We start from the raw sequence: 20,111 nt of genomic DNA, 5'->3' as shown, positions 1-20,111 counted from the left end.
CGCGGGCGTGGGCCGATGCCCCGTACGGTCCGCCTTATGAGCCGGCCGGAGCCTTCCCCGAGGCACAGGACCCGCACCGGCCGAAGATCGCGAAGTGCTTCATGTCCGTCTCGAAGCCGAACTCCGCGCGCAGCCGCTCGGTGAAGTCGGCCGCCACCGACAGTCCCGCCTCGATCACCCCGGTGCAGTCCCGGCAGACCAGGTGTATGTGGTCGTGCCGGTCCGCGAGGTGGTACGTCGGGGCGCCGTGGCCGAGGTGGGCGTGGCTGACCAGGCCGAGCTCCTCCAGGAGCTCCAGCGTCCGGTAGACGGTGGAGATGTTGATGCCGCCGGCCGTCTTGCGGACCTCGGTGAGGATGTCGTCCGGCGTCGCGTGCTCCAGCCGGTCCACCGCTTCCAGGACGAGCTGGCGCTGGGGCGTCAGCCGGTAGCCGCGCTTGCGGAGATCGCTCTGCCAGTCGGTGTCCACCACGCCTCCAGTCTAGGCGGGGTCAGCCTTCCCCGACCCCCTCCCGGACCTCCTTGAGGTAGCCGGCCAGGGCCGCGACGGCGTCCGGGTTGCGCGGGCTCTCCACGAGGTCCACATAGTCGAGGACGAAGATCCGCTTGTTCTTCACGGCCGGGACGTCGGCCAGCGGCGGGTAGGAGAGCAGAAACTTCCGCTTCTCCTCGGCGGTGACGTCACCGTAGTTGTTGATGACGATGACGTCGGGCCGCCGGTCGACCACCGTCTCCCAGCCGACGGTCGTCCAGGTGTCCTTCAGGTCGCTCATCACGTGGTCGCCGCCGGCCTTGGTGATGATGTCGTGCGGCCCCGCGTAGGCGCCGGCCGTCACCGGCTTGTCGCGGCCGTCGTCGTAGAGGAAGACCTTGGGCCGCTTGCCGTCCGCCGGGATCGCGGCCTGCGCGTCCGCGACCTTCTTCTTGAACCCGGCGATGAGCTTCGCCGCCCGGTCCTCGACGTCGAAGATCTTCCCCAGGGTGGTGAGATCGGTGTAGAGCGCCTCCAGCGGCGGCATCACGCCCCGCTCCTTGCCGCTGCCGCTGCGGCAGGACTCGGTGAGCACGTACGAGCCGATGCCCAGCTTCTTGAGCGCGGCGGGCGTGAAGCCGTCGCCCTCGCCGAAGCCGTAGTTCCAGCCGGCGAAGACGAGGTCGGCCCTGGCGTCGAGGACCATCTCCTTGTTGATCTGCTTGGTGGACAGCCGCTTGACCTTGTCGTAGCCGTCCTTCCAGGGGATGTCGTCCTCGCGGCTGGTCTTGTAGTCCGGCGCCACGTAGCCGGCCATGTGGTCCTCCAGGCCGAGGGCGAACATGATCTCGGCGATGCCCACGTCGTTGGTCACCACCCGGCGCGGCGCCTTGTCGTACACCGTCTTCACACCGCAGTTCTCGATGGTGACGGGGTAGTGGCCGGAGGCCGGTGCCTTCTTGGCGTCGTCGGTCTTCTCGTCGTCCACCTGGGCGCCACAGCCCGCGAGGGCGAGGGCGGCGGTCAGGCAGACGAGGGCGCGGGCGGTGCGCATGGCTCGCATGGCGGGGCTCCTGGGGAAGGGGGTCACCGGGGTCACCGGGATCACCGGGGCAGGCGGTCGAAGAGGAGTTGCGGGACGCCGGACACCGGGTGGGGCACCCGGTGCGCCCGGACGCCGAAGACGTCGGCCAGCAGCCCGGACGTCAGCACCTCGTCCGGCGGTCCGGAGGCGACGAGCCGCCCGCCGTGGACGACGTACAGGACGTCGCAGTGGGTCGCGGCGAGGTTGAGGTCGTGCAGCGCGGCGAGCACGGTGAGCCCCGAGTCCCGTACCAGCGCGAGGACTTCGAGCTGCTGGCTGATGTCCAGGTGGTTGGTCGGCTCGTCCAGGACGAGCACCTTGGGCCGCTGGGCGAGGGCGCGCGCGATCAGGACGCGCTGCTTCTCGCCGCCGGAGAGGGTGAGGAAGCCGCGGTCCGCGAGATGCCCGGCGCCGACCCGTTCCAGGGCCGCCGCGCAGACGTCGGTGTCCTCGCGGGAGGTGCGGCCGGCTCCCCGCTGGTGCGGCAGCCGGCCCATCGCGACGACCTCGGCGACCGTGAAGTCGAACTCGCTCCCCGACTCCTGCGGCAGCGCCGCCAGCCGCCGGGCGCCCTCGCGGGCGGTGAGCCCGTGCAGGTCGTCGCCGTCCAGCAGCACCCGGCCGTGCGTCGGCCGCAGCGCGCGGTAGACGCACCGCAGCAGCGTCGACTTCCCGCTGCCGTTGGGGCCGACGACACCGACGAACTGCCCGCTCCCGGCCCGCAGTTCCACGTCCCGGACCAGCCGGGCGCCGGCCACCTCGACCGACAGGTCCTCGATGTCGACCCGCATCAGGCCCCTCCGAAGGTGTAGCCGCGCCGGCGCATCAGCAGGATGAAACAGGGCACGCCGATCAGCGCCGTGATCACCCCGACCGGCAGTTCGACGGGCGCGAGCAACAGCCGCGAGACGACGTCCACCCACACCAGCAGCACCGCGCCCAGCAGCGGCGCGACCGCGAGGACCCGGCGGTGGTCGGCGCCGACCAGCATCCGGGTGGCGTGCGGGACCATCAGCCCGACGAAGCCGATGGCGCCGCTGACGGCCACCACGGCACCGGTGACGGCCGCGACCACGACGAACAGCACCCGGCGCCGCCGCTCGGGGTCGACGCCGAGCGCGGACGACGTCTCGTCGCCCATGGCCAGCACGTTCAGGCCGCGCGCCGACCACAGCAGATAACCCAGGCCCAGCAGCACGGCCCCGGCGGCGATCGGCACGGACTGCCAGCTCGCCCCGCCCAGGCTGCCGAGCAGCCACATCATCGCCGAGCGGGCGGCGTCGCCGCGGTCCGCGCTGAAGACCATCAGGGTGGTGATCGCGGAGAAGCCGTAATACATGGCCGTCCCGACCAGCACCAGCCGCAGCGGGGTCAGCCCGTGCCCGGTGCCGCGGGCCGCCGCGTACACCAGGGCCATGGAGGCGAGCGCGGAGAGGAACGCGGCGCTGGACAGCGCCCAGACGCCCAGCGAGCCGAGCACGCCGAAGAGGAGCACCGCGTTGGCGCCGACGGCGGCGCCGGAGGAGATGCCGAGCACGAACGGGTCGGCGAGGGCGTTGCGGACCAGCGCCTGGGTGGCCACGCCGACGGCGGCGAGCCCGGCGCCGACCACGGCCGCCAGCAGGGCGCGCGGGAAGCGCAGCTCCCAGACGATGGTGTAGGCGGAGACCTCGTCCGCCCCGATCCTGCCGCTGGTCAGCCCCGCGCCCAGGTAGTGGAGCACCCGGCCCCAGCCGATGCCGGAGGAGCCGAGGGCGACGCAGCAGAGCAGGGAGCCGAGCAGGGCCACGGCCAGCCCGGCGAGCAGGGGTGGCAGCGGGATCCGCCGCGCCGGTGCGGTGGTGCCGGGGCCGGGCGGGGCGTGTGCGGTGGTCGCCAAGGGGGACGCCTTCGGCTCGGGCCGTGGGCCCGGGCGAGACGTGCCCGGAGGAGCCCCGCCGCGCCGCGGGGGGCCTCCCCTCGCAGTCCACGGCGAGTTGTCAGGAGCTGACACCGCCGCGGGTGATCGGGCTCGCAGAGCGGGTGCTCTGCCTACCGTTGCGGGTCAGCGCCGGACTTCGACCGGACTTCCCCCGCGGGGCGCTTCGTACGGCAGCCTGGGGCTTACGGCTGCTCGGGGTTGTAGGGGGTGCCGTCCGGGCGGAAGAAGGAGACGCCGTCCGGCAGGTCGTCCGGCAGGTTCCGCGCCCACTCCTCCAGAGCGGCCACGTCGGCGGTCTTCTTCAGCTGCGCGGACATGTACGGCCGCAGCGGCACCTCGGGGGTGGCCTTCTCGCCGACCCACATCAGGTCGCCCTTGACGTACCCGTAGAGGCGCTTGCCGCCGGAGTACGGGCCGGACGCGGCGGTCCGCGCGACCGCGTCCGTGACGATGTCGATCTGCGGCTTTTTGTCGGCGAGCTCGCCGTACCAGACCTCGACGACGCCCTGGTCGCGGATCATGACGACCTCGACCTTGCGGTCCTTGTCGATCCGCCAGTAGCCGCTCTCGGTCTCCAGCGGGCGGACCTTGTTCCCCTCGGCGTCGAGCACCCAGCTGTGCGAGACGTACTCCAGGAAGTCCCGGCCGTCGTGGGTGAAGGTGACTTCCTGCCCGAAGTTGCACTTCTCGGAGCCCGGGAAGTCGGCGACGCCCGCCCCCTCCCACTTGCCGAGGAGGAAGACGAGGGGCACCAGGTCCCGGTGGAGGTCGGACGGAATCTCGATCATGGGCTCAGCTCAGACGATCTGTAGGGGGTGGTCGGGGAGGCTCAGCGCTGGCCCTGGTACAGCTTCTTCCAGGTCAGCCCGGCGAACGAGAGAACGCCGACGGCGACCAGGACCAGCAGGGTGGTGAAGACTGCCTCAAGCACGAGCGCGCTCCTCGGTCGGAGTGAGGGGTTACGGACCTGCGACGAGTCTAGTCGGCCCGGTCCGGAACGGCGGTGTGAGGTGGTACGGGCCGCACGAGCCCCCGGGAACGGGCGCCCGGCCTACAGTGATCCCATGCGGAAGAAGCTCGTGATCAAGGTGACGGCGGGCGCGGACGCGCCCGAGCGGTGCTCGCAGGCGTTCACGGTGGCGGCCGTCGCCGTCGCGAGCGGCGTCGAGGTCTCGCTGTGGCTGACCGGGGAGTCGTCCTGGTTCGCCCTGCCGGGCCGGGCGGCGGAGTTCGAACTGCCGCACGCGGCGCCGCTGCCGGAGCTGATCGACGGCATCCGGGCGGGCGGCGGCATGATCACCGTCTGCACGCAGTGCGCGGCGCGGCGGGACATCGAGGAGAAGGACCTGATCGAGGGCGCGCGCATCGCGGGTGCCCAGGTCTTCGTCGGCGAGGCCATGGCGGACGGCGTGCAGGCACTGGTCTACTGAGCCGTCACTGATCGTTCTGCTGAGCCGTCACGGGCCGTCCCGCTGGTCGTCGCGGCCGCGCCGGTCGTCCAGCTCGTTCCACCAGCGGTCGGACTCGGGGTCGCCCGTCTCCTCGTCCCACCAGCGGTCGTCGGGGCCCCGGCGGTTGGCCACGATGGCCGCCACCGGGGGGATGACCATCGCGAACAGGCACATGCCGATGGCGGCGGGCACGGACCACAGCCGTACGACGGCCCAGGCCAGGACGAACGTCCCGACGCACGTGCCCATCATGGCGAAGTACAGGTGGCGCCGCCGCGCGTACATGCTTCAACGGTACGGCGGGGCCCGGTCGCCGTACAGCGCGCGCGGCCCGTCCGAGGGCGTGCCGGAGGGCCGCACCCCGCCATCAGGTCGTCCAAACCCCGGGGTGCGGCCCTCCGGCCGTCCGGCGCGCGAGGCGCCGTGCTCTGTACGGCTCGCTCAGACGGCGATGGCCACCTCCGCCAGCCCGCCCTCCTGGGCGACGACGGTACGGTCGGCGGTCGCGCCCGGGACGAGCGCGCGGACCGTCCAGGTGCCCTCGGCCGCGTAGAAGCGGAACTGCCCGGTCGCGGAGGTGGGGACCTCCGCGGTGAACTCGCCGTCGCTGTCCAGCAGACGCACGTAACCGGCGACGGGCACCCCGTCACGGGTCACGGAACCCTGGATGGTCGTCTCGCCCGGCTTGGCCGTCGAGGCGTCGGGGCCGCCGGCCTTGGCTCCACACATGCTGCGTACCTTTCCTCGTGGTCCTGGTGGTGTCGCTCGGGCGGGTCAGTTGGCGCCGAGCTCGATCGGCACGCCGACGAGGGAGCCGTACTCGGTCCAGGAACCGTCGTAGTTGCGGACGTTGGGCTGTCCGAGCAGCTCGTGCAGGACGAACCAGGTGTGCGCCGACCGCTCGCCGATCCGGCAGTACGCGATGGTGTCCTTCGTCAGGTCCACGCCCGCGCCCTCGTAGACGGCCCGGAGTTCGTCGTCCGACTTGAACGTGCCGTCGTCGTTGGCCGCCTTGGACCAGGGGATGTTGCGCGCCGACGGGACGTGGCCCGGGCGCTGCGACTGCTCCTGCGGGAGGTGGGCGGGGGCGAGCAGCTTGCCGCTGAACTCGTCGGGGGACCGGACGTCGACCAGGTTCAGGCTGCCGATCGCGGCCAGCACGTCGTCCCGGAACGCGCGGATCGAGGCGTCCTGCGGCTTGGCCTTGTACTCCGTGCGGGGCCGCCGCGGGACTTCGGCGACCAGGTCGCGCGAGTCCAGCTCCCACTTCTTGCGGCCGCCGTCGAGGAGGCGGACGTCCTGGTGGCCGTAGAGCTTGAAGTACCAGTAGGCGTAGGCGGCGAACCAGTTGTTGTTGCCGCCGTAGAGGACGACCGTGTCGTCGTTGGCGATGCCCTTCGCGGACAGCAGCTCCTCGAAGCCCGCCTGGTCCACGAAGTCGCGGCGGACGGGGTCCTGGAGGTCCGTCCGCCAGTCGATCCGGATGGCGGACTTGATGTGGTTCTTGTCGTAGGCCGAGGTGTCCTCGTCGACCTCGACGATGACGGTCTTGGCGTCGCCTGCGTCGATGCGGGCCTGGACCCAGTCGGCATCCACCAGGACGTCATTGCGGCTCATGCTGTTCTCCTCCGGGGCAGTTGCTGAGGTACGCCGACGGCGCGCCGGGCGCCGGCACATGGCGGTGATGCGGGAGGGGGGCCGGAGCGGCCGGCCGAAGAGGGGGCGGAGCCCCGTCAGGCACGACGACACAGCATGGCGGCCACACGGCACAGGTCGACTGCCCGCCGCTTGGTGAGATCCGCCTGTCGCCTCATGATGCGATCGTAGGGAGGGTGGGGGAGGGGTGTCACCGGTGTGTCGCTATGTGAGACGAATTGTCTCGCATTTCAGCCCGTCCGGCGTTTGAGGACGAGCGGCGGAGCCGCGAAAGGGGGGTCTGGGGCGCAGCCCCAGGAAACGGCGAAGGGGCGGGGCTGGGGCTCATCCCGCCAGGCGGACACCCGTCCCACCCAGTGTGATCTCCACACCCTTCTCATTCGTCTCAAGCTTCTCCAGCTTGATCCCCCGGGGCAACCCGGTGATCTCCCGCTCGAAATCCGTCTTCGAGCGAATCAGCCCCTCCAGCCCCGGCAGATCCGCGGGCACCTTCTCCGCGTGCACCCGCACCCGCGTGTCCCCCACCAGACTCACCGTGGACACCACACTCCGCTTCACCACGCCCATCGGCAGCGGGATACTGCCCGTCACCTTCACCCGGCTGGTGCCGGACGCGTCCTTGCCGCCGTAGCCGACGGTGATGCCCTGCCCGGCGATGCGGCTGAGGTCCTCGTACGAGATGTGGGCCGTGCCGGTGGCCCGGTCGGCGACGGCGGAGGTGAAGCTGCTGTCGACGCGGACGCCGTGCAGGGTCGCGTCGAAGTCGCTGACCCGGATCGACTTGTCGCCCGTGCCGGCCGTGACGCCGCCGTCCAGCGAGACCTCGACCTCGTCCAGCTTGGAGTCCGCCACCTGGGTCAGGAACGGGAAGCCCTTGATGGAAACGTCGGGCTTGCCCGACATGTTCTGGCTGCTCTGTATCTTGCCCGCCGCCTCGTCCTCCACGTACCAGACCGCCACACGGTCGGCGGCGACGAAGAGGCCGCCCAGGATCACGAAGAGGATCAGCAGGGTGCGTATGGCGCGCATCGGGTGACGTTCCCCCAGGGTCGGTTCGGGCTTGCCGTTCCGGCGAGCCTACCCAGCCGGTGGTCGGGCACCGGTGGTCCTGACGACCATGGAGACGGCGGAGGGCCGCCCCCGGTTCTCCGGGGACGGCCCACGTGACGGGTCACACGGCCCGTCGGAACCTGCGGGGTGTGTCAGAAGAGCGCCCGGCCCACGACGTAGACCGCCGGGGCGGCGAGCGCCAGCGGCAGGGCGACACCCGCGGTCATGTGCACGAAGCGCGACGGGTAGTCGTAGCTCGCCACCCGCAGGCCGGCCAGGGCGCAGACGCCGGCCGCCAGGCCCAGCAGGGCCGCCGAGCCCCCGGTGTGCGTGAGCTGCCCGCCGAGCACGCCCGCACCCGCCGCCGCGAGCAGCGCGACGACCGGGGACGCCATCGACGGCAGGGGCAGCGCCCGGGCCAGGACCGTCACGGCGACCGCGATGCCGCCGACCACCACCGCGTCCGTGTCCGCGGCCAGATGGCCGGCCGCGAGGACCGCGAGGACGGTCGAACCGCCGGCCGTCGTCAGCCCGTACAGCCGCTCGTCCGGCGAGGCGTGACTGCGCAGCTGGAGCATGACCACCAGCAGCAGCCAGACCCCGAGCGTGCCGAGGACCACCGTGGGGGCCCGCTCGGCCTTGACGGCCAGCAGGCCTGCGTCGGCGACCAGACCGCCCAGGAACGCCAGCGCGATGCCCTGGCGGGCGGGCCACATCCCGTTGAGCCGGAACCAGCCCGCCGCGGTCACCGCCTGCAGCAGCACGACCGGGACGGCCAGCGCCGCCTGGCCCAGAGGCGCGGCGAGCGCCACCAGCGCGGCCAGGACGGCCGTCAGCAGCGCGGGCCGCAGGCCGGGCGACAGGATCTGCGGCCGCCCTTCCGCCTTGGCCTTCTCCGCGGCCGTCATCGGCCGCTCCGGCTCCTCGACGACGGCCGGCACCCGCGCGGGCACCGCCCCCGGCCGGCTGCCGGGGTCCGTCCCGAACCCGGCGGCCGGCTCGGGCCGCCGGTGCCGCGGCCAGTCCGCGGCGTCGGCTTCCGGCCCGGCGGCACCGGCCCAGGCGGGGGCCTGCGCGGGCGTCTGTACGGGGGCCTGTGCGGGAGAGGGGACGGAGGGCTGGGACCCGTACGACGGCTCGGCCACCGGCAGCTGCTGCTGCCAGGTCTGCGTCTCCCAGGTCTGGGCCTGCCACGTCTGCGTCGGCTGGTCGTCGGCGGGCGCCCAGCCCTGCTGCCCGCCGGCCGTGGGCCAGGCGGCCCCGGTCTGCTGCGACGCCTGCGGGTGCTGCTGCTGGTGGGCCTGGACCTGGGCCTGGTGCTGGTGGGCCTGGTGCTGGTGGGCCTGGGCCTGGTGATGCGGCTGCTGCGGCGCCTGCTGCTGCGGGTGCTGAGGGGGGTATGCGTAGCCGTAGGCGCCGCCGCCCGTCGTGCCGCCGCCCGTCGTGCCGTCGCCGGCCTGCGGGTCGTACGCCGCGTAGCCGTCGTGGCCGGTGCCGGCCTGGTGACCGCCGTGCTGGTGCCCGTTCTGGTGGCCGTTCTGGTGCGCGCCGTTCTGGTGCGCGGCACCGCCCTGGTGGCCGTTTCCGTCGTACTCGCCGTACCCGGCGTACGGGTCCCGCGGCTGGTACGGGTCGTGGTACTGGTCGCTCATCGTGCCCTCATCGTGCCGGTGTCACCCTCCTGCGAAGGGCGGGAGCACTTCGACCGTGCCGCCCTCGGCCAGCTGGACCGTGGTGTGCGCGCGGGTGCCGACCGGGTCGCCGTCCACGAGGAAGGAGCAGCGCGCGAGGACCCGCGCGAACTCCGGGTGCTCCGCGTGCCGCTCCCGGGCGGCGGCCAGCGCGTCGGCGAGCGTCGGTGCCGTGTAGGGCTCCTCGGCCGTGCCGGCGGCGGCCTTCGCCGCGGCCCAGTACCGGATCGTGCCCGTCGGCGCCGTCCGGCCCGGCGGCCCCGGTCGTGCCGTTTCTGCGGTCGCCACGGCCACCCCGCTTTCGCGTCTCGGTTCCCTGTGCAATCGGCTGCGTCGTCGCCGTTTCTTCCGCCTCCATGATGACGGGTACCGGGCCGCCCCCGGCCCCCGGCCGCGAAATCCGGACGGAATCCCGGGAGAACCCGGAGGGAATCGGGGCGGATTCCCCAGTGACGGCAGGGAATCAGGGGTGAAACCCCCGGCGAAAACCAGGGGATCGGACGAACGGCGTTCGCATAGGCTTCTCGTGTGCTGGTACGCCTACTCCGAGCCCGAATGAAGCGCTACTCCCGCCCCTTGGCGCTGGTGGTGCTCCTTCAGCTCGTCCAAACCCTCGCGACGCTCTATCTGCCGACGCTCAACGCCGACATCATCGACAAGGGCGTGGTGAAGGGCGATACCGGCTACATCCTCACCACCGGCGGGGTAATGGCGGCGGTGGCCCTCGTCCAGCTCGTGTGCTCGCTCGGCGCGGTCTACGTCGGCGCGCGCATCGCCATGGGCGTCGGCCGGGACCTGCGCGAGGAGGTCTTCGACCGGGTGCAGTCCTTCTCGTCCCGCGAGGTGGGCAGATTCGGGGCGCCCTCTCTGATCACACGGACCACCAATGACGTCCAGCAGGTCCAGATGCTGGTCCTGATGTCGTTCACGCTGATGGTGGGCGCGCCCATCATGTGCTTCGGCGGCATCGTGATGGCCCTCAAGCAGGACGTGCCGCTGTCCGGCCTGCTGCTGGCCATCGTGCCCGTGCTCGGCGTCGTCATCTCGCTGACCGTCCGGCGGCTGCGACCGATGTTCAAGGACGTGCAGGAGCGGGTCGACACCGTCAACCGCATCCTCCGCGAGCAGATCGCCGGCATCCGCGTCATCCGCGCGTTCGTCCGGGACAAGCACGAGCGCGAGCGCTTCCACGCGGCCAACACCGCGCTGATGGACGTCTCGATGCGCTCCGGCCGGCTGGCGGCCGTCATGTTCCCGGCCGTGATGCTGATCGTGAACGCGGCCTCGGTCGCGGTGCTGTGGTTCGGCGGGCACCGCATCGACAGCGGCGACATGGAGATCGGCGCCCTCACCGCGTTCCTCAGCTACCTGATGCAGATCCTGATGGCGGTCATGATGGCCACCTTCATGTTCATGATGGTGCCGCGCGCCGAGGTCTGCGCCGAGCGGATCCACGAGGTCCTCGACACCGACACCAGCGTGGTGCCGGCCGCCGCGCCGGTCACCGAGCTGCGCGGGCACGGCCACCTCGAACTGCGCGGCGCCGGCTTCCGCTACCCCGGCGCCGAGGAACCCGTCCTCCGGAACGTCTCCCTGGTCGCGCGCCCCGGCGAGGTCACCGCCGTCATCGGCTCCACCGGCAGCGGCAAGTCCACGCTGCTCGGGCTGGTCCCCCGGCTCTTCGACGCCACCGAGGGCGAGGTCCTGATCGGCGGCGTGGACGTGCGCGAGGCCGACCCCGCCCTCATCGCCCGCACGGTGGGACTCGTCCCGCAGAAGCCCTACCTCTTCACCGGCACCATCGCCTCCAACCTCCGCTACGGGCGGCCCGACGCGACGGACGAGGAGCTGTGGGCGGCACTGGAGACCGCCCAGGCCCGGGAGTTCGTCGAGGCCATGGAGGAGGGGCTGGAGGCCCCCATCGCCCAGGGCGGCTCCAACGTCTCCGGCGGCCAGCGCCAGCGCCTGGCCATCGCCCGCACCCTGGTGCGCCGACCCGAGATCTACCTGTTCGACGACTCCTTCTCCGCGCTCGACTACGCCACCGACGCCCGGCTGCGGGCGGCGCTGTCCCGGGAGACCGGGGATGCCACCGTCCTCGTCGTGGCCCAGCGCGTCTCCACCATCCGCGACGCCGACCGGATCGTCGTCCTGGACGAGGGCCGCGTCGTCGGCACCGGAACCCACACCGAGCTGATGGCCTCCAACGAGACCTACCGGGAGATCGTGCTGTCCCAGCTCACCGAGGAGGAGGCCGCGTGAGCACGCCGGCGAAGTCCCAGCGGTCGACGGAGCCCGAGCGGCCCGGACCGCAGGCCACCGAGGGCTCCGGACCGGCGTCCGCCGCCGGACCGGCGGAGCCGTCCGGGCGGCAGCAGCCGGGCGGGCAGCCCGGGAAACGGTCGCGGAAGCAGTCGGGGAAGGCCGGGAAGCAACCCGGTGGACAGCCCGGGAAGGCCGCCCCGGCCCGTCGGGGGCCCGCGCCCGCGTCCGGCATCGCCCGCTACATGGGCGGCCAGCCGACCGAGAAGTCCGCCGACTTCAAGGGCTCCGGCCGGCGCCTGTTCGCCCGCATGGGTCCCGAGAAGCACATGCTGTGGGCCGTGCTGCTGCTCGCGGTGGCCAGCGTCGCCATGTCGGTGGCCGGCCCCAAGGTCCTCGGCCACGCCACCGACCTCATCTTCGCCGGTGTCGTCGGACAGCAGATGCAGGGGGGCACTACCAAGGCCCAGGCCCTTGAGGGGCTGCGCCACAGCGGTCACGGCAACATCGCGGACGTCCTGTCCGGCGTCGACTTCACACCCGGCCAGGGCATCGACTTCGGCGCCGTCGGCACGGTGCTGCTGTGGGTGCTGCTGATCTACGTCGCCGCGTCCTTCTTCGGGTTCCTCCAGGCGCGGGTCGTCACCGCCGCCATCCAGCGCACCGTCTTCCGGCTGCGCCAGGACGTCGAGGAGAAGCTGGCGCGGCTGCCGCTGAGCTACTTCGACAAGCACCAACGCGGCGAGATCCTGTCCCGCGCCACCAACGACATCGACAACATCGCCCAGACCTTCCAGCAGACCCTGAGCCAGATGATGGCCTCGGTACTGACCATGGTCGGCGTGCTCGCCGTGATGTTCTGGATCTCCTGGCTGCTGGCCGTCGTCGCGCTGATCACCGTTCCCGTCTCGGTGTACGTCGCCACGGCCGTCGGCAAGCGCGCACAGCCGCAGTTCGTGTCCCAGTGGGCGTCGACCGGCCGGCTCAGCGCCCACGTCGAGGAGATGTACACGGCCCACTCGCTGGTGAAGGTCTTCGGCCGGCAGGAGGAGTCCGCCGCGGTCTTCCGCAAGGAGAACGAGGAGCTCTACCGGGCCAGCTTCAAGGCGCAGTTCATATCCGGCGTCATCCAGCCCGCGATGATGTTCATCGGCAACCTCAACTACGTGCTCGTCGCCGTCGTCGGCGGACTGCGGGTGGCGAGCGGCTCGCTGTCGATCGGCGACGTCCAGGCGTTCGTCCAGTACTCGCGCCAGTTCAGCCAGCCGCTGATGCAGGTCGCCTCCATGGCCAACCTCGTCCAGTCCGGCGTCGCCTCCGCCGAGCGCGTCTTCGAGCTCCTCGACGCCGAGGAGCAGTCCCCGGACGACGACGAGCGGAAGCTCGGCCGGGTCCGCGGCGAGGTCACGTTCGAGAACGTCTCCTTCCGCTACGACGCCGACAAGCCGCTCATCGAGGACCTCTCCCTCACCGTCCGGCCCGGCCAGACCGTCGCCATCGTCGGCCCCACGGGCGCCGGGAAGACCACCCTGGTCAACCTGCTGATGCGGTTCTACGAGGTGAACGGCGGCCGGATCACCCTCGACGGCACCGACGTCGCGACCCTCTCCCGTGAGGAGCTGCGCTCCCACATCGGCATGGTCCTTCAGGACACCTGGCTGTTCGGCGGCACCATCGCGGACAACATCGCCTACGGCGCCGACGGCGCCTCGACCGAGCGGATCGTCGAGGCGGCCAAGGCCACCCACGTCGACCGCTTCGTCCGGACGCTGCCCGACGGCTACGACACGGTGATCGACGAGGAGGGCGGCAACGTCAGCGTCGGCGAGAAGCAACTGATCACCATCGCGCGGGCGTTCCTCGCCGAGCCCGAGATCCTCATCCTGGACGAGGCCACCAGCTCGGTGGACACCCGCACCGAGGTGCTCATCCAGCAGGCCATGGCCGAACTGCGCTCCGGCCGCACCAGCTTCGTGATCGCCCACCGGCTGTCCACGATCCGGGACGCGGACCTGATCCTCGTGATGGAGTCCGGGCGGATCGTGGAACAGGGCGATCATGAGTCGCTGCTGGCGGCGGACGGCGCGTACGCGCGGCTGTACGCGGCACAGTTCGCGCAGCCGGTGGCGGAGGAGGCGTAGGGGGCCCCGGTCCCCGCTTTCACGGCTTCGCCGGACGGGCTGAATAGGGCGCCCACTCCAGCCCGTCTGGGGGCACCCCCTCTGGGGGAGTTTGAGGACAACCGCGCGGAGCGCGGTTTCGGGGGTGCGGGGGCCGGCCCCCGCAAGAAACGGTGAGAGGGCGGGACCGGGGCCTCCTACCCCTCGACCACCCACCGGGCGATCCGCCGCATCAACCCGTCCGGCGCAGCCGCCTCCGCATGGCCGAACCCCGGTTCGATCCACAGCTCCGTGGCCGCCGGATCCCCGGCCGCCGCGAGCGCCCGCCCATGCTCCAGCGGGAAGTACGGATCCCGATCCCCGTGCACGATCAGCACCCGCCGAGGCCCGATCAACCGCACCGCCGCCACCGGCGGCACCGGCACCGGATCCCACTCGCCGGAGTGCACCCGCGTGCGCAGCGCCCAGCGGGCCACCGCCCGCCCGGCCGGCCGGGTCACCGCCCAGTGCAGCCGCCGCATCGGGGCCGTCCCCCGGTAGAACCAGCGGGCGGGCGCGCTCACCGACACCACCATGTCGGCGTGTGCCCCCGTGCGCCCCTCGTGCTCTCGGCCGGTCTCCGGGAGGTACAGGCCACCGTGGCGCAGTGCCACGGATCCGCCCATCGAGAAGCCGACCGTCGCCACCCGCTCGTACCCCAGCCGCCGGGCCCAGCCGACCGCCGCGGCCAGGTCCAGCACCTCCCGGTCGCCGACGGTGGAGTGCCCACCCGAACGGCCGTGTCCCCGGAACGAGAACGTGATCACGCCCGTGTGCTGGGCGAACACCCCGGCCGCCCGGCGCAGCGCGGGCCGGTCCAGGGCTCCCGTGAAGCCGTGCGCGAGCACGACGGCCGGGGGCCGCGGGCCCTTCCCGGACGGCGGTGGTCCGGGCTGGTGGGCGGCCTCCACCCGCACTCCGTCGGCTGTCAAGAGGACGATGCGATGACCACCCGAAGTGATCGACGAAACACAAGGTCGGGCAAAGTCGTCGGCGCCCGGGAAAGTCATGTGGGCTATTCTGCTGCGCAGAGAGGATCCGGGCAGAGTCGCCCCCGGGTCCTTTTGTGCATTCGGCCGTGCGCGCCCTGCGGACGACCGGGCGCACGCGTGCTTCCGGGCGCGCACCCGAACACTCCCCCAGCACCACGCCTGGGTGGTACCCCCGTCGCAGGGACCGAGGAGGAACCGACGCCATGGGCGAGCGAAGCGCGCACGACAGGAACGGCAGGACCGACGCCAGGCCGGGGGAGAGGACGGACAGCGGGGCGGGTGACCGTCGATGAGCTCCCTTCTGCTGCTGACCAATGCCCTCCAGCCCTCCGCCGAGGTGCTGCCCGCGCTCGGGCTGCTGCTGCACAGCGTCCGCGTCGCTCCCGCCGAGGGCCCCGCGCTGGTGGACGTGCCCGGAGCCGACGTCATACTGATCGACGGCCGGCGGGACCTCCCGCACATCCGCAGCCTCTGCCAGCTGCTGCGCTCCACCGGCCCCGGCTGCCCGCTGCTCCTCGTCGTCACCGAGGGCGGCCTGGCCGCCGTGACCGCCGACTGGGGCGTGGACGACGTCCTCCTCGACACCGCCGGTCCCGCCGAGGTGGAGGCCCGGCTGCGGCTGGCGATGGGCCGGCAGCAGATCTCGACGGACGACAGCCCCATGGAGATCCGCACCGGCGACCTGTCCGTGGACGAGGCGACGTACAGCGCCAAGCTCAAGGGACAGGTACTGGACCTCACCTTCAAGGAGTTCGAGCTGCTGAAGTACCTGGCCCAGCACCCGGGCCGGGTCTTCACCAGGGCTCAGCTCCTCCAGGAGGTCTGGGGCTACGACTATTTCGGCGGCACCCGGACCGTGGACGTCCATGTGCGGCGGCTGCGGGCGAAGCTCGGGCCCGAGCACGAGTCGCTGATCGGGACCGTCCGGAACGTCGGTTACCGGTTCGTGCTGCCGGAGAAACCGGACAAGAGCGAGAAGGCGGACGCTTCCGCTCCGGCGGCCGAACGGGTGGCGGAGCCGCCGGCGCGGACCCCCGCCGCGGAGGCGCCGGCCCCCGGCCGAACAAAGAGTCCGCGACCGGCCAAACGGTAGGTGGACCCGCGTAGACTGCCGCGCGTGGCCAAGGTGACGCGGGACGATGTGGCGAGACTGGCGGGGACATCCACCGCGGTGGTCAGCTACGTCATCAACAATGGACCGCGCCCGGTGGCACCGGCGACGCGGGAGCGGGTGCTGGCCGCGATCAAGGAGCTCGGCTACCGGCCGGACCGGGTGGCCCAGGCGATGGCCTCCCGTCGGACGGACCTCATAGGCCTGATCGTCCCGGACGCCCGCCAGCCCTTCTTCGCGGAGATGGCGCACGCGGTCGAACAGGCCGCGGCGGAGCGCGGCAAGATGGTCCTCGTCGGAAACTCCGACTACCTCGACGAACGCGAGGTGCACTACCTGCGGGCCTTCCTGGGCATGCGGGTCTCCGGCCTCATCCTGATCAGCCAGGGCCCGAGCGAGCACGCCGCCATAGAGATCGACGCGTGGGACGCCCGCGTGGTCCTCATGCACCGCCGCCCCGACGCGATCGACGACGTGGCCGTGGTGACGGACGACATCGGCGGCGCCCAGCTCGCCACCCGGCACCTCCTGGAGCACGGCCACCCCTACGTCGCCTGCCTCGGCGGCACCGAGCACACCCCGGCCGTCGGCGACCCGGTCACCGACCACGTCGAGGGCTGGCGCCGGGCGATGCGCGAGGCCGGCCGGTCCACCGAGGGCCGCCTCTTCCACGCCCCCTACAACCGCTACGACGCCTACAAGGTCGCCCTGGACCTGCTCTCCGGCCCGGACCGCCCGCCCGCCGTCGTCTGCGCCACCGACGACCAGGCCATCGGCGTGCTGCGCGCGGCCCGGGAGCTGCGCATCGACGTCCCCGGCGAGCTGGCCGTCGCCGGCTTCGACGACGTCAAGGAGGCGGCGCTCACCGACCCGCCGCTGACCACCGTGGCCTCCGACCGGCAGGCGATGGCCCGCTCGGCCGTCGACCTGGTGCTGGACGACGGCCTGCGGTTCGCGGGCACGCGGCGGGAGCGGCTGAAGCAGTTCCCCTCGGCGCTGGTCGTCCGGCGGTCGTGCGGGTGCGGCGGGGAGTAGCGGACCACCAGGCCCACGGCACCGGCGCGGGCACCACAGGCCGCGCCACCGTTTCCACTGATCTCGCAGGCTCCACCGGCTCCACCGGCTCCACCGGCTCCACCGGCTCCACCGGCTCCACCGGCCCCACCGGCCCCACCGGCCCCACCGGCTCCGTCGGGCGTGCCGGCCGCGAGGCTCCCGCCTCCACGGGCGCGAACGCCCTCCGCCCGTCCCGTTCACGGCCGCAGCCGTGTCTGGACGAGGGCCTGCGAACCGTCCGTGCGCCAGCCCGGCCGTGCGGTGTCCAGCCGGTCCGCGGTCTCCCTCGGGAGACCCACCGCCACCTCGGACTTCAGGGTGCGGAGCGCGACGAGCGACCCGGGCACGCCGGCCACGGCGTCGGCGAACGGGCGGTCCGCCGGCCAGGCGCGGTCGCCCACCAGGCGCCGGTAGTTGAGATCGCCCTTGTACACGCACAGGCCGGCCGAGGCGAGGCCGGCGCGGAGATCGGCGGGCATGCCGGCGAATTCGAGGGGCGAGCAGAAGAAGTCGTGGGTGGCCTGCCGGAGCCGGCCGGTGGCGGCGGCCTCCCGGAGGCGCCGGGCCGCCCGGCCCGCCTCGTTCCCGAAGCCGGCCATGCGCACCAGGCAGTCCCGGACGTCCGAGGCCGTGGCGTCGGAGACGTAGTACGGCCGCGGTTTGACGTGCAGCACCACGGACGTCGCGCGTCCGGTCGTCAGCAGGTGGTCCGCGAGGAGCAGGTCGGCGAGGAGCTCCCGGCCCGCGTTGTCGAGGATCATGTGGACGTCGCCCGGTGGGCGGCGGCTGACGTGCTTCCACAGGGCCTCGATGTCGTCCGCGAGCAAGGGGATGCCGGAGGCTCCCGGACCGCCCGAGGGATCGCCGTCCGAGGGATCCGAGGGATCCGAGGGATCGCCGTTCGCCGAGTCACCTTCCGTGGGGTCGGCGACCGCCTGGACCAGCCGGAACCCGAGGTCGGCGCGGTTGCCGTAGAGGGAGGCCAGGACCAGGGCGCGGAACGCCTCGTCGGGCGGCGCGCCGGCGAGCCCGTCCAGCCAGCCGGTATCGGACTCCAGCCCGGGATCGGCCAGTTCGGCGCTCTTCATGGGCGCGAACGGATCGACCCCCTGCCAGGGGCCGGGGGAGAAGTGGTCGACGCACTCCAGCAGGCGTAGGTAGAAGTAGCTCTCCGCCCACAGGAACGGCGCCTCGCTCCACGGCCGGCCGAAGCGGCGCCGGTCCCGGGCCGCCCACGGAGCGGCCGCGGCCGTCTCCGGCGCCGGCGGCCGGACCCTGCCCGTGCGGGACTCGTCCAGCAGGGCGTCGAGACGGGCCCGCTGCTCCGGCCCGTACGGATTGCCCTCGCACAGCCGCCGGACGAGGACGGGGTGCCGTTCGTGGAAGACCCCCCAGCCGTATGCGCCGGGGTCGGCGATGCCGTGGGCGGGGGCGGGGGCCGTGCCATTCGCGTTTGTCGTCGTCATCATCGTCATCGTCCTCACTCCTCGAACACTCCGAGCGCGCTTCCGGGCCGTCCCGGGCGCTGCGGGGAAAACCGAATGGATGGGGAGGGGTGGGAAAGGCGGCCCGGTGCTCCCGGAGCCGTCCCTGCCCTCCGCAACATCAGGATGCCCACCGGACAGTGCCGTATCGCCCGTTCGGACCATGACGGAACCCTGTCAGGGGCGCTCGGGGATACCCGCGCGCCCCGCGACCCGTCCGCGCCACGCCGGAGCCGTGCCCCGGCGGTGCGGGGCGGTGCCGGGGGCCGGTGGCAGCGCATCCTTCTGGCGAGCTTTTCAGCGCCCACTCAGACTGTTCTCATGAACAGGGAGGAAAGTCATACATATGACGACGGAGAACCCCCGCCCGAGCGGTCACCAGCACCCTGAGTCCCCCCGTGCCTACCCCGCCCTGCCGGCCCAGCCGCCGCAGGGCCCGGTGAGCACGCCGGACGGCTCCACCGTCTGGCCCGGCGCCGCCACGGGGGCCGGCGCCGACGGGAGTGCCGCCCACGGCGGCGGCACGTACGCCACCGGTGTGCACCGAGGCGGCGCGTACGCTCCCTTCGGCCCCGCGAGCCCCATAGGCCCCGACGGTTACGGCAACCACGGCGGTCATGACGCTCACGGCACCCACGGCGGCAATGGCGGCAATGGCGGTCACGACGGTCATGGCGGTCACGGCGGCTACGCCACCTTCGGCCACCCCGCCCCCGCCCCCGAGCCGCCCCGGCGCCGACGTGGCGCCCGTACCCTCGTCGCGACCTGCGCCCTCGTCGCCGCCCTGGTCGGCGGCGGGTCCGCCGCGCTGGTCTCCGGGCTGACCGGCGGCGGTGGCGACACCGGCCGGCCGACCCCGGTGCAGAACGCGGCCAGCCGCAGCGCGGGCGTCAGCGCCGTGGCCCAGGCCGTCAGCCCCAGCATCGTCGAGATCAAGGCGGCCACCTCCGGCGGCCGGTCCACCGGCTCCGGCGTGATCGTCGGCGCGAGCGGCGAAGTGATCACCAACAACCACGTCATCGCCGGCGCGGACACCGTCCAGGTCACCCTGCACGACGGCACCACCAAGAACGCCAAGGTCGTCGGCACCGACCCCGGCAAGGACCTCGCCCTGATCAAGATCGAGGGCGCGAGCGGCCTCAAGCCCGCCAAGCTCGGCGACTCGAGCAAGCTCCAGGTCGGCGACCAGGTCGTCGCGATCGGCTCGCCCGAGGGCCTCACCGGCACCGTCACCAGCGGCATCGTCTCCGCCCTCAACCGCGAGGTCACCGTGCCCAAGGAGCAGGGCGGCGGCGGTCGCCAGCGCGACAACGGCCCCCAGTGGCCGTTCGAGTTCGGCGGCGAGCAGTACAACGGCGACACCGGCTCGTCCAAGACCACCTACAAGGCCATCCAGACCGACGCCTCCCTCAACCCGGGCAACTCCGGCGGCGCGCTCATCAACATGAACGGCGAGATCGTGGGCATCAACTCGGCCATGTTCGCGCCCGGCTCCGGTGGCGGCGGCGGATCGTCCGACTCTGCGGGCAGCGTCGGCCTCGGCTTCGCCATCCCGGTCAACGACGTCAAGGCCGACCTGGCCGGTCTCCGCGCGGGCGGCACGGGCGGCAGCGGCGACTGAGCCGCGGGCCGCGGGAGCCGCGGAGGGCCGCGTGGGAAGCTGAGGTACCGGCGGACCGGCCGCCGGCCGCCCGGGCGACCGCGAGGCGACCGCCGAGCTGA

General features: G+C 72.6%; 20 protein-coding genes and 1 riboswitch. Of the genes, 6 read left to right on the top strand and 14 right to left on the bottom strand.

Going from position 1 to position 20,111, the window contains the following annotated elements; translation table 11 throughout:
- Positions 1-34 precede the first annotated feature (34 nt).
- The 5 genes from K7I03_RS13850 to K7I03_RS13830 form a co-directional block, all read right to left on the bottom strand.
- Positions 35-472 (bottom strand): Fur family transcriptional regulator, encoded by a 438-nt coding sequence (locus K7I03_RS13850; RefSeq protein WP_185941590.1) that lies wholly within the window; start codon positions 470-472, stop codon positions 35-37.
- A gap of 19 nt (positions 473-491) precedes the next feature.
- Positions 492-1,526 carry an ABC transporter substrate-binding protein gene (locus tag K7I03_RS13845; protein WP_185941674.1) on the bottom strand — a complete coding sequence of 345 codons (1,035 nt, stop codon included), beginning with the start codon at positions 1,524-1,526 and terminating at the stop codon, positions 492-494.
- 50 nt (positions 1,527-1,576) lie between these two features.
- Positions 1,577-2,347, bottom strand: a complete 771-nt coding sequence (locus tag K7I03_RS13840) for an ABC transporter ATP-binding protein (protein ID WP_185941589.1) — start codon at positions 2,345-2,347, stop codon at positions 1,577-1,579.
- Positions 2,347-3,435 carry a FecCD family ABC transporter permease gene (locus tag K7I03_RS13835; protein ID WP_185941588.1) on the bottom strand — a complete coding sequence of 363 codons (1,089 nt, stop codon included), beginning with the start codon at positions 3,433-3,435 and terminating at the stop codon, positions 2,347-2,349. The genes K7I03_RS13840 and K7I03_RS13835 overlap by 1 nt, the downstream gene beginning before the upstream one ends.
- A 100-nt stretch (positions 3,436-3,535) precedes the next feature.
- Positions 3,536-3,665: riboswitch (cobalamin riboswitch) on the bottom strand.
- Positions 3,660-4,265, bottom strand: a complete 606-nt coding sequence (locus K7I03_RS13830) for an FABP family protein (RefSeq protein WP_185941587.1) — start codon at positions 4,263-4,265, stop codon at positions 3,660-3,662. (Overlaps the previous riboswitch by 6 nt.)
- A 276-nt stretch (positions 4,266-4,541) precedes the next feature.
- On the opposite strand from K7I03_RS13830, the gene K7I03_RS13825 reads away from it, so the two are divergent.
- On the top strand, positions 4,542-4,907 hold the full coding sequence (locus tag K7I03_RS13825) for a DsrE family protein (protein ID WP_004949161.1): 366 nt from the start codon (positions 4,542-4,544) through the stop codon (positions 4,905-4,907).
- 27 nt (positions 4,908-4,934) lie between these two features.
- Here K7I03_RS13825 and K7I03_RS13820 read toward each other — a convergent pair whose 3' ends face one another.
- From K7I03_RS13820 to K7I03_RS13795, 7 genes are all read right to left on the bottom strand, one after another.
- A complete protein-coding gene (locus K7I03_RS13820; protein WP_185941586.1) occupies positions 4,935-5,213 on the bottom strand; it encodes a DUF3099 domain-containing protein in 279 nt (92 codons plus the stop codon).
- Positions 5,214-5,369: 156 nt separating this feature from the next.
- Positions 5,370-5,657: a DUF1416 domain-containing protein gene (locus K7I03_RS13815; protein WP_185941585.1), complete on the bottom strand. Its 288-nt coding sequence runs from the start codon at positions 5,655-5,657 to the stop codon at positions 5,370-5,372.
- A 45-nt stretch (positions 5,658-5,702) separates the two neighbouring features.
- On the bottom strand, positions 5,703-6,545 hold the full coding sequence (locus K7I03_RS13810; protein WP_185941584.1) for a sulfurtransferase: 843 nt from the start codon (positions 6,543-6,545) through the stop codon (positions 5,703-5,705).
- A gap of 116 nt (positions 6,546-6,661) precedes the next feature.
- Positions 6,662-6,742 carry a putative leader peptide gene (locus tag K7I03_RS34320; RefSeq protein ID WP_398278107.1) on the bottom strand — a complete coding sequence of 27 codons (81 nt, stop codon included), beginning with the start codon at positions 6,740-6,742 and terminating at the stop codon, positions 6,662-6,664.
- 166 nt (positions 6,743-6,908) lie between these two features.
- Positions 6,909-7,613 (bottom strand): LmeA family phospholipid-binding protein, encoded by a 705-nt coding sequence (locus K7I03_RS13805; RefSeq protein ID WP_185941583.1) that lies wholly within the window; start codon positions 7,611-7,613, stop codon positions 6,909-6,911.
- 173 nt (positions 7,614-7,786) lie between these two features.
- Positions 7,787-9,286 (bottom strand): hypothetical protein, encoded by a 1,500-nt coding sequence (locus tag K7I03_RS13800; RefSeq protein ID WP_185941582.1) that lies wholly within the window; start codon positions 9,284-9,286, stop codon positions 7,787-7,789.
- Positions 9,287-9,307: 21 nt separating this feature from the next.
- Positions 9,308-9,619, bottom strand: coding sequence for a MoaD/ThiS family protein (locus K7I03_RS13795; RefSeq protein WP_185941581.1), 312 nt, complete (start codon positions 9,617-9,619; stop codon positions 9,308-9,310).
- Positions 9,620-9,853: 234 nt separating this feature from the next.
- Here K7I03_RS13795 and K7I03_RS13790 point away from each other — a divergent pair, with 234 nt between their 5' ends.
- Together K7I03_RS13790 and K7I03_RS13785 are read left to right on the top strand one after the other, a co-directional pair.
- Positions 9,854-11,587, top strand: a complete 1,734-nt coding sequence (locus K7I03_RS13790; protein ID WP_185941580.1) for an ABC transporter ATP-binding protein — start codon at positions 9,854-9,856, stop codon at positions 11,585-11,587.
- A 245-nt stretch (positions 11,588-11,832) separates the two neighbouring features.
- Positions 11,833-13,728 (top strand): ABC transporter ATP-binding protein, encoded by a 1,896-nt coding sequence (locus tag K7I03_RS13785; protein WP_185941673.1) that lies wholly within the window; start codon positions 11,833-11,835, stop codon positions 13,726-13,728.
- Positions 13,729-13,904: 176 nt separating this feature from the next.
- Here the strand turns inward: K7I03_RS13785 and K7I03_RS13780 are convergent, their stop codons facing one another.
- Positions 13,905-14,756 (bottom strand): alpha/beta hydrolase family protein, encoded by an 852-nt coding sequence (locus K7I03_RS13780; RefSeq protein WP_260630102.1) that lies wholly within the window; start codon positions 14,754-14,756, stop codon positions 13,905-13,907.
- A gap of 271 nt (positions 14,757-15,027) precedes the next feature.
- Here K7I03_RS13780 and K7I03_RS13775 point away from each other — a divergent pair, with 271 nt between their 5' ends.
- A complete protein-coding gene (locus K7I03_RS13775) occupies positions 15,028-15,831 on the top strand; it encodes a winged helix-turn-helix transcriptional regulator (protein WP_185941579.1) in 804 nt (267 codons plus the stop codon).
- A gap of 24 nt (positions 15,832-15,855) precedes the next feature.
- The gene (locus K7I03_RS13770; protein ID WP_004943907.1) at positions 15,856-16,884 is read left to right on the top strand and encodes a LacI family DNA-binding transcriptional regulator; all 1,029 of its coding nucleotides are present in this window, start codon (positions 15,856-15,858) and stop codon (positions 16,882-16,884) included.
- Between the two features lie 218 nt (positions 16,885-17,102).
- Here K7I03_RS13770 and K7I03_RS13765 read toward each other — a convergent pair whose 3' ends face one another.
- Entirely contained in the window at positions 17,103-18,380 is a 1,278-nt protein-coding gene (locus tag K7I03_RS13765) for a damage-control phosphatase ARMT1 family protein (protein WP_224347037.1), read from the bottom strand.
- A gap of 355 nt (positions 18,381-18,735) precedes the next feature.
- Here K7I03_RS13765 and K7I03_RS13760 point away from each other — a divergent pair, with 355 nt between their 5' ends.
- On the top strand, positions 18,736-20,010 hold the full coding sequence (locus K7I03_RS13760) for a S1C family serine protease (RefSeq protein ID WP_185941578.1): 1,275 nt from the start codon (positions 18,736-18,738) through the stop codon (positions 20,008-20,010).
- The last annotated feature ends 101 nt before the right edge of the window (positions 20,011-20,111 follow it).

The sequence above is a fragment of the Streptomyces mobaraensis genome (genome assembly GCF_020099395.1).
In the GTDB taxonomy this organism is placed as follows: Bacteria; Actinomycetota; Actinomycetes; order Streptomycetales; family Streptomycetaceae; genus Streptomyces.
This window is presented reverse-complemented; position numbering and strand designations above follow the sequence as displayed.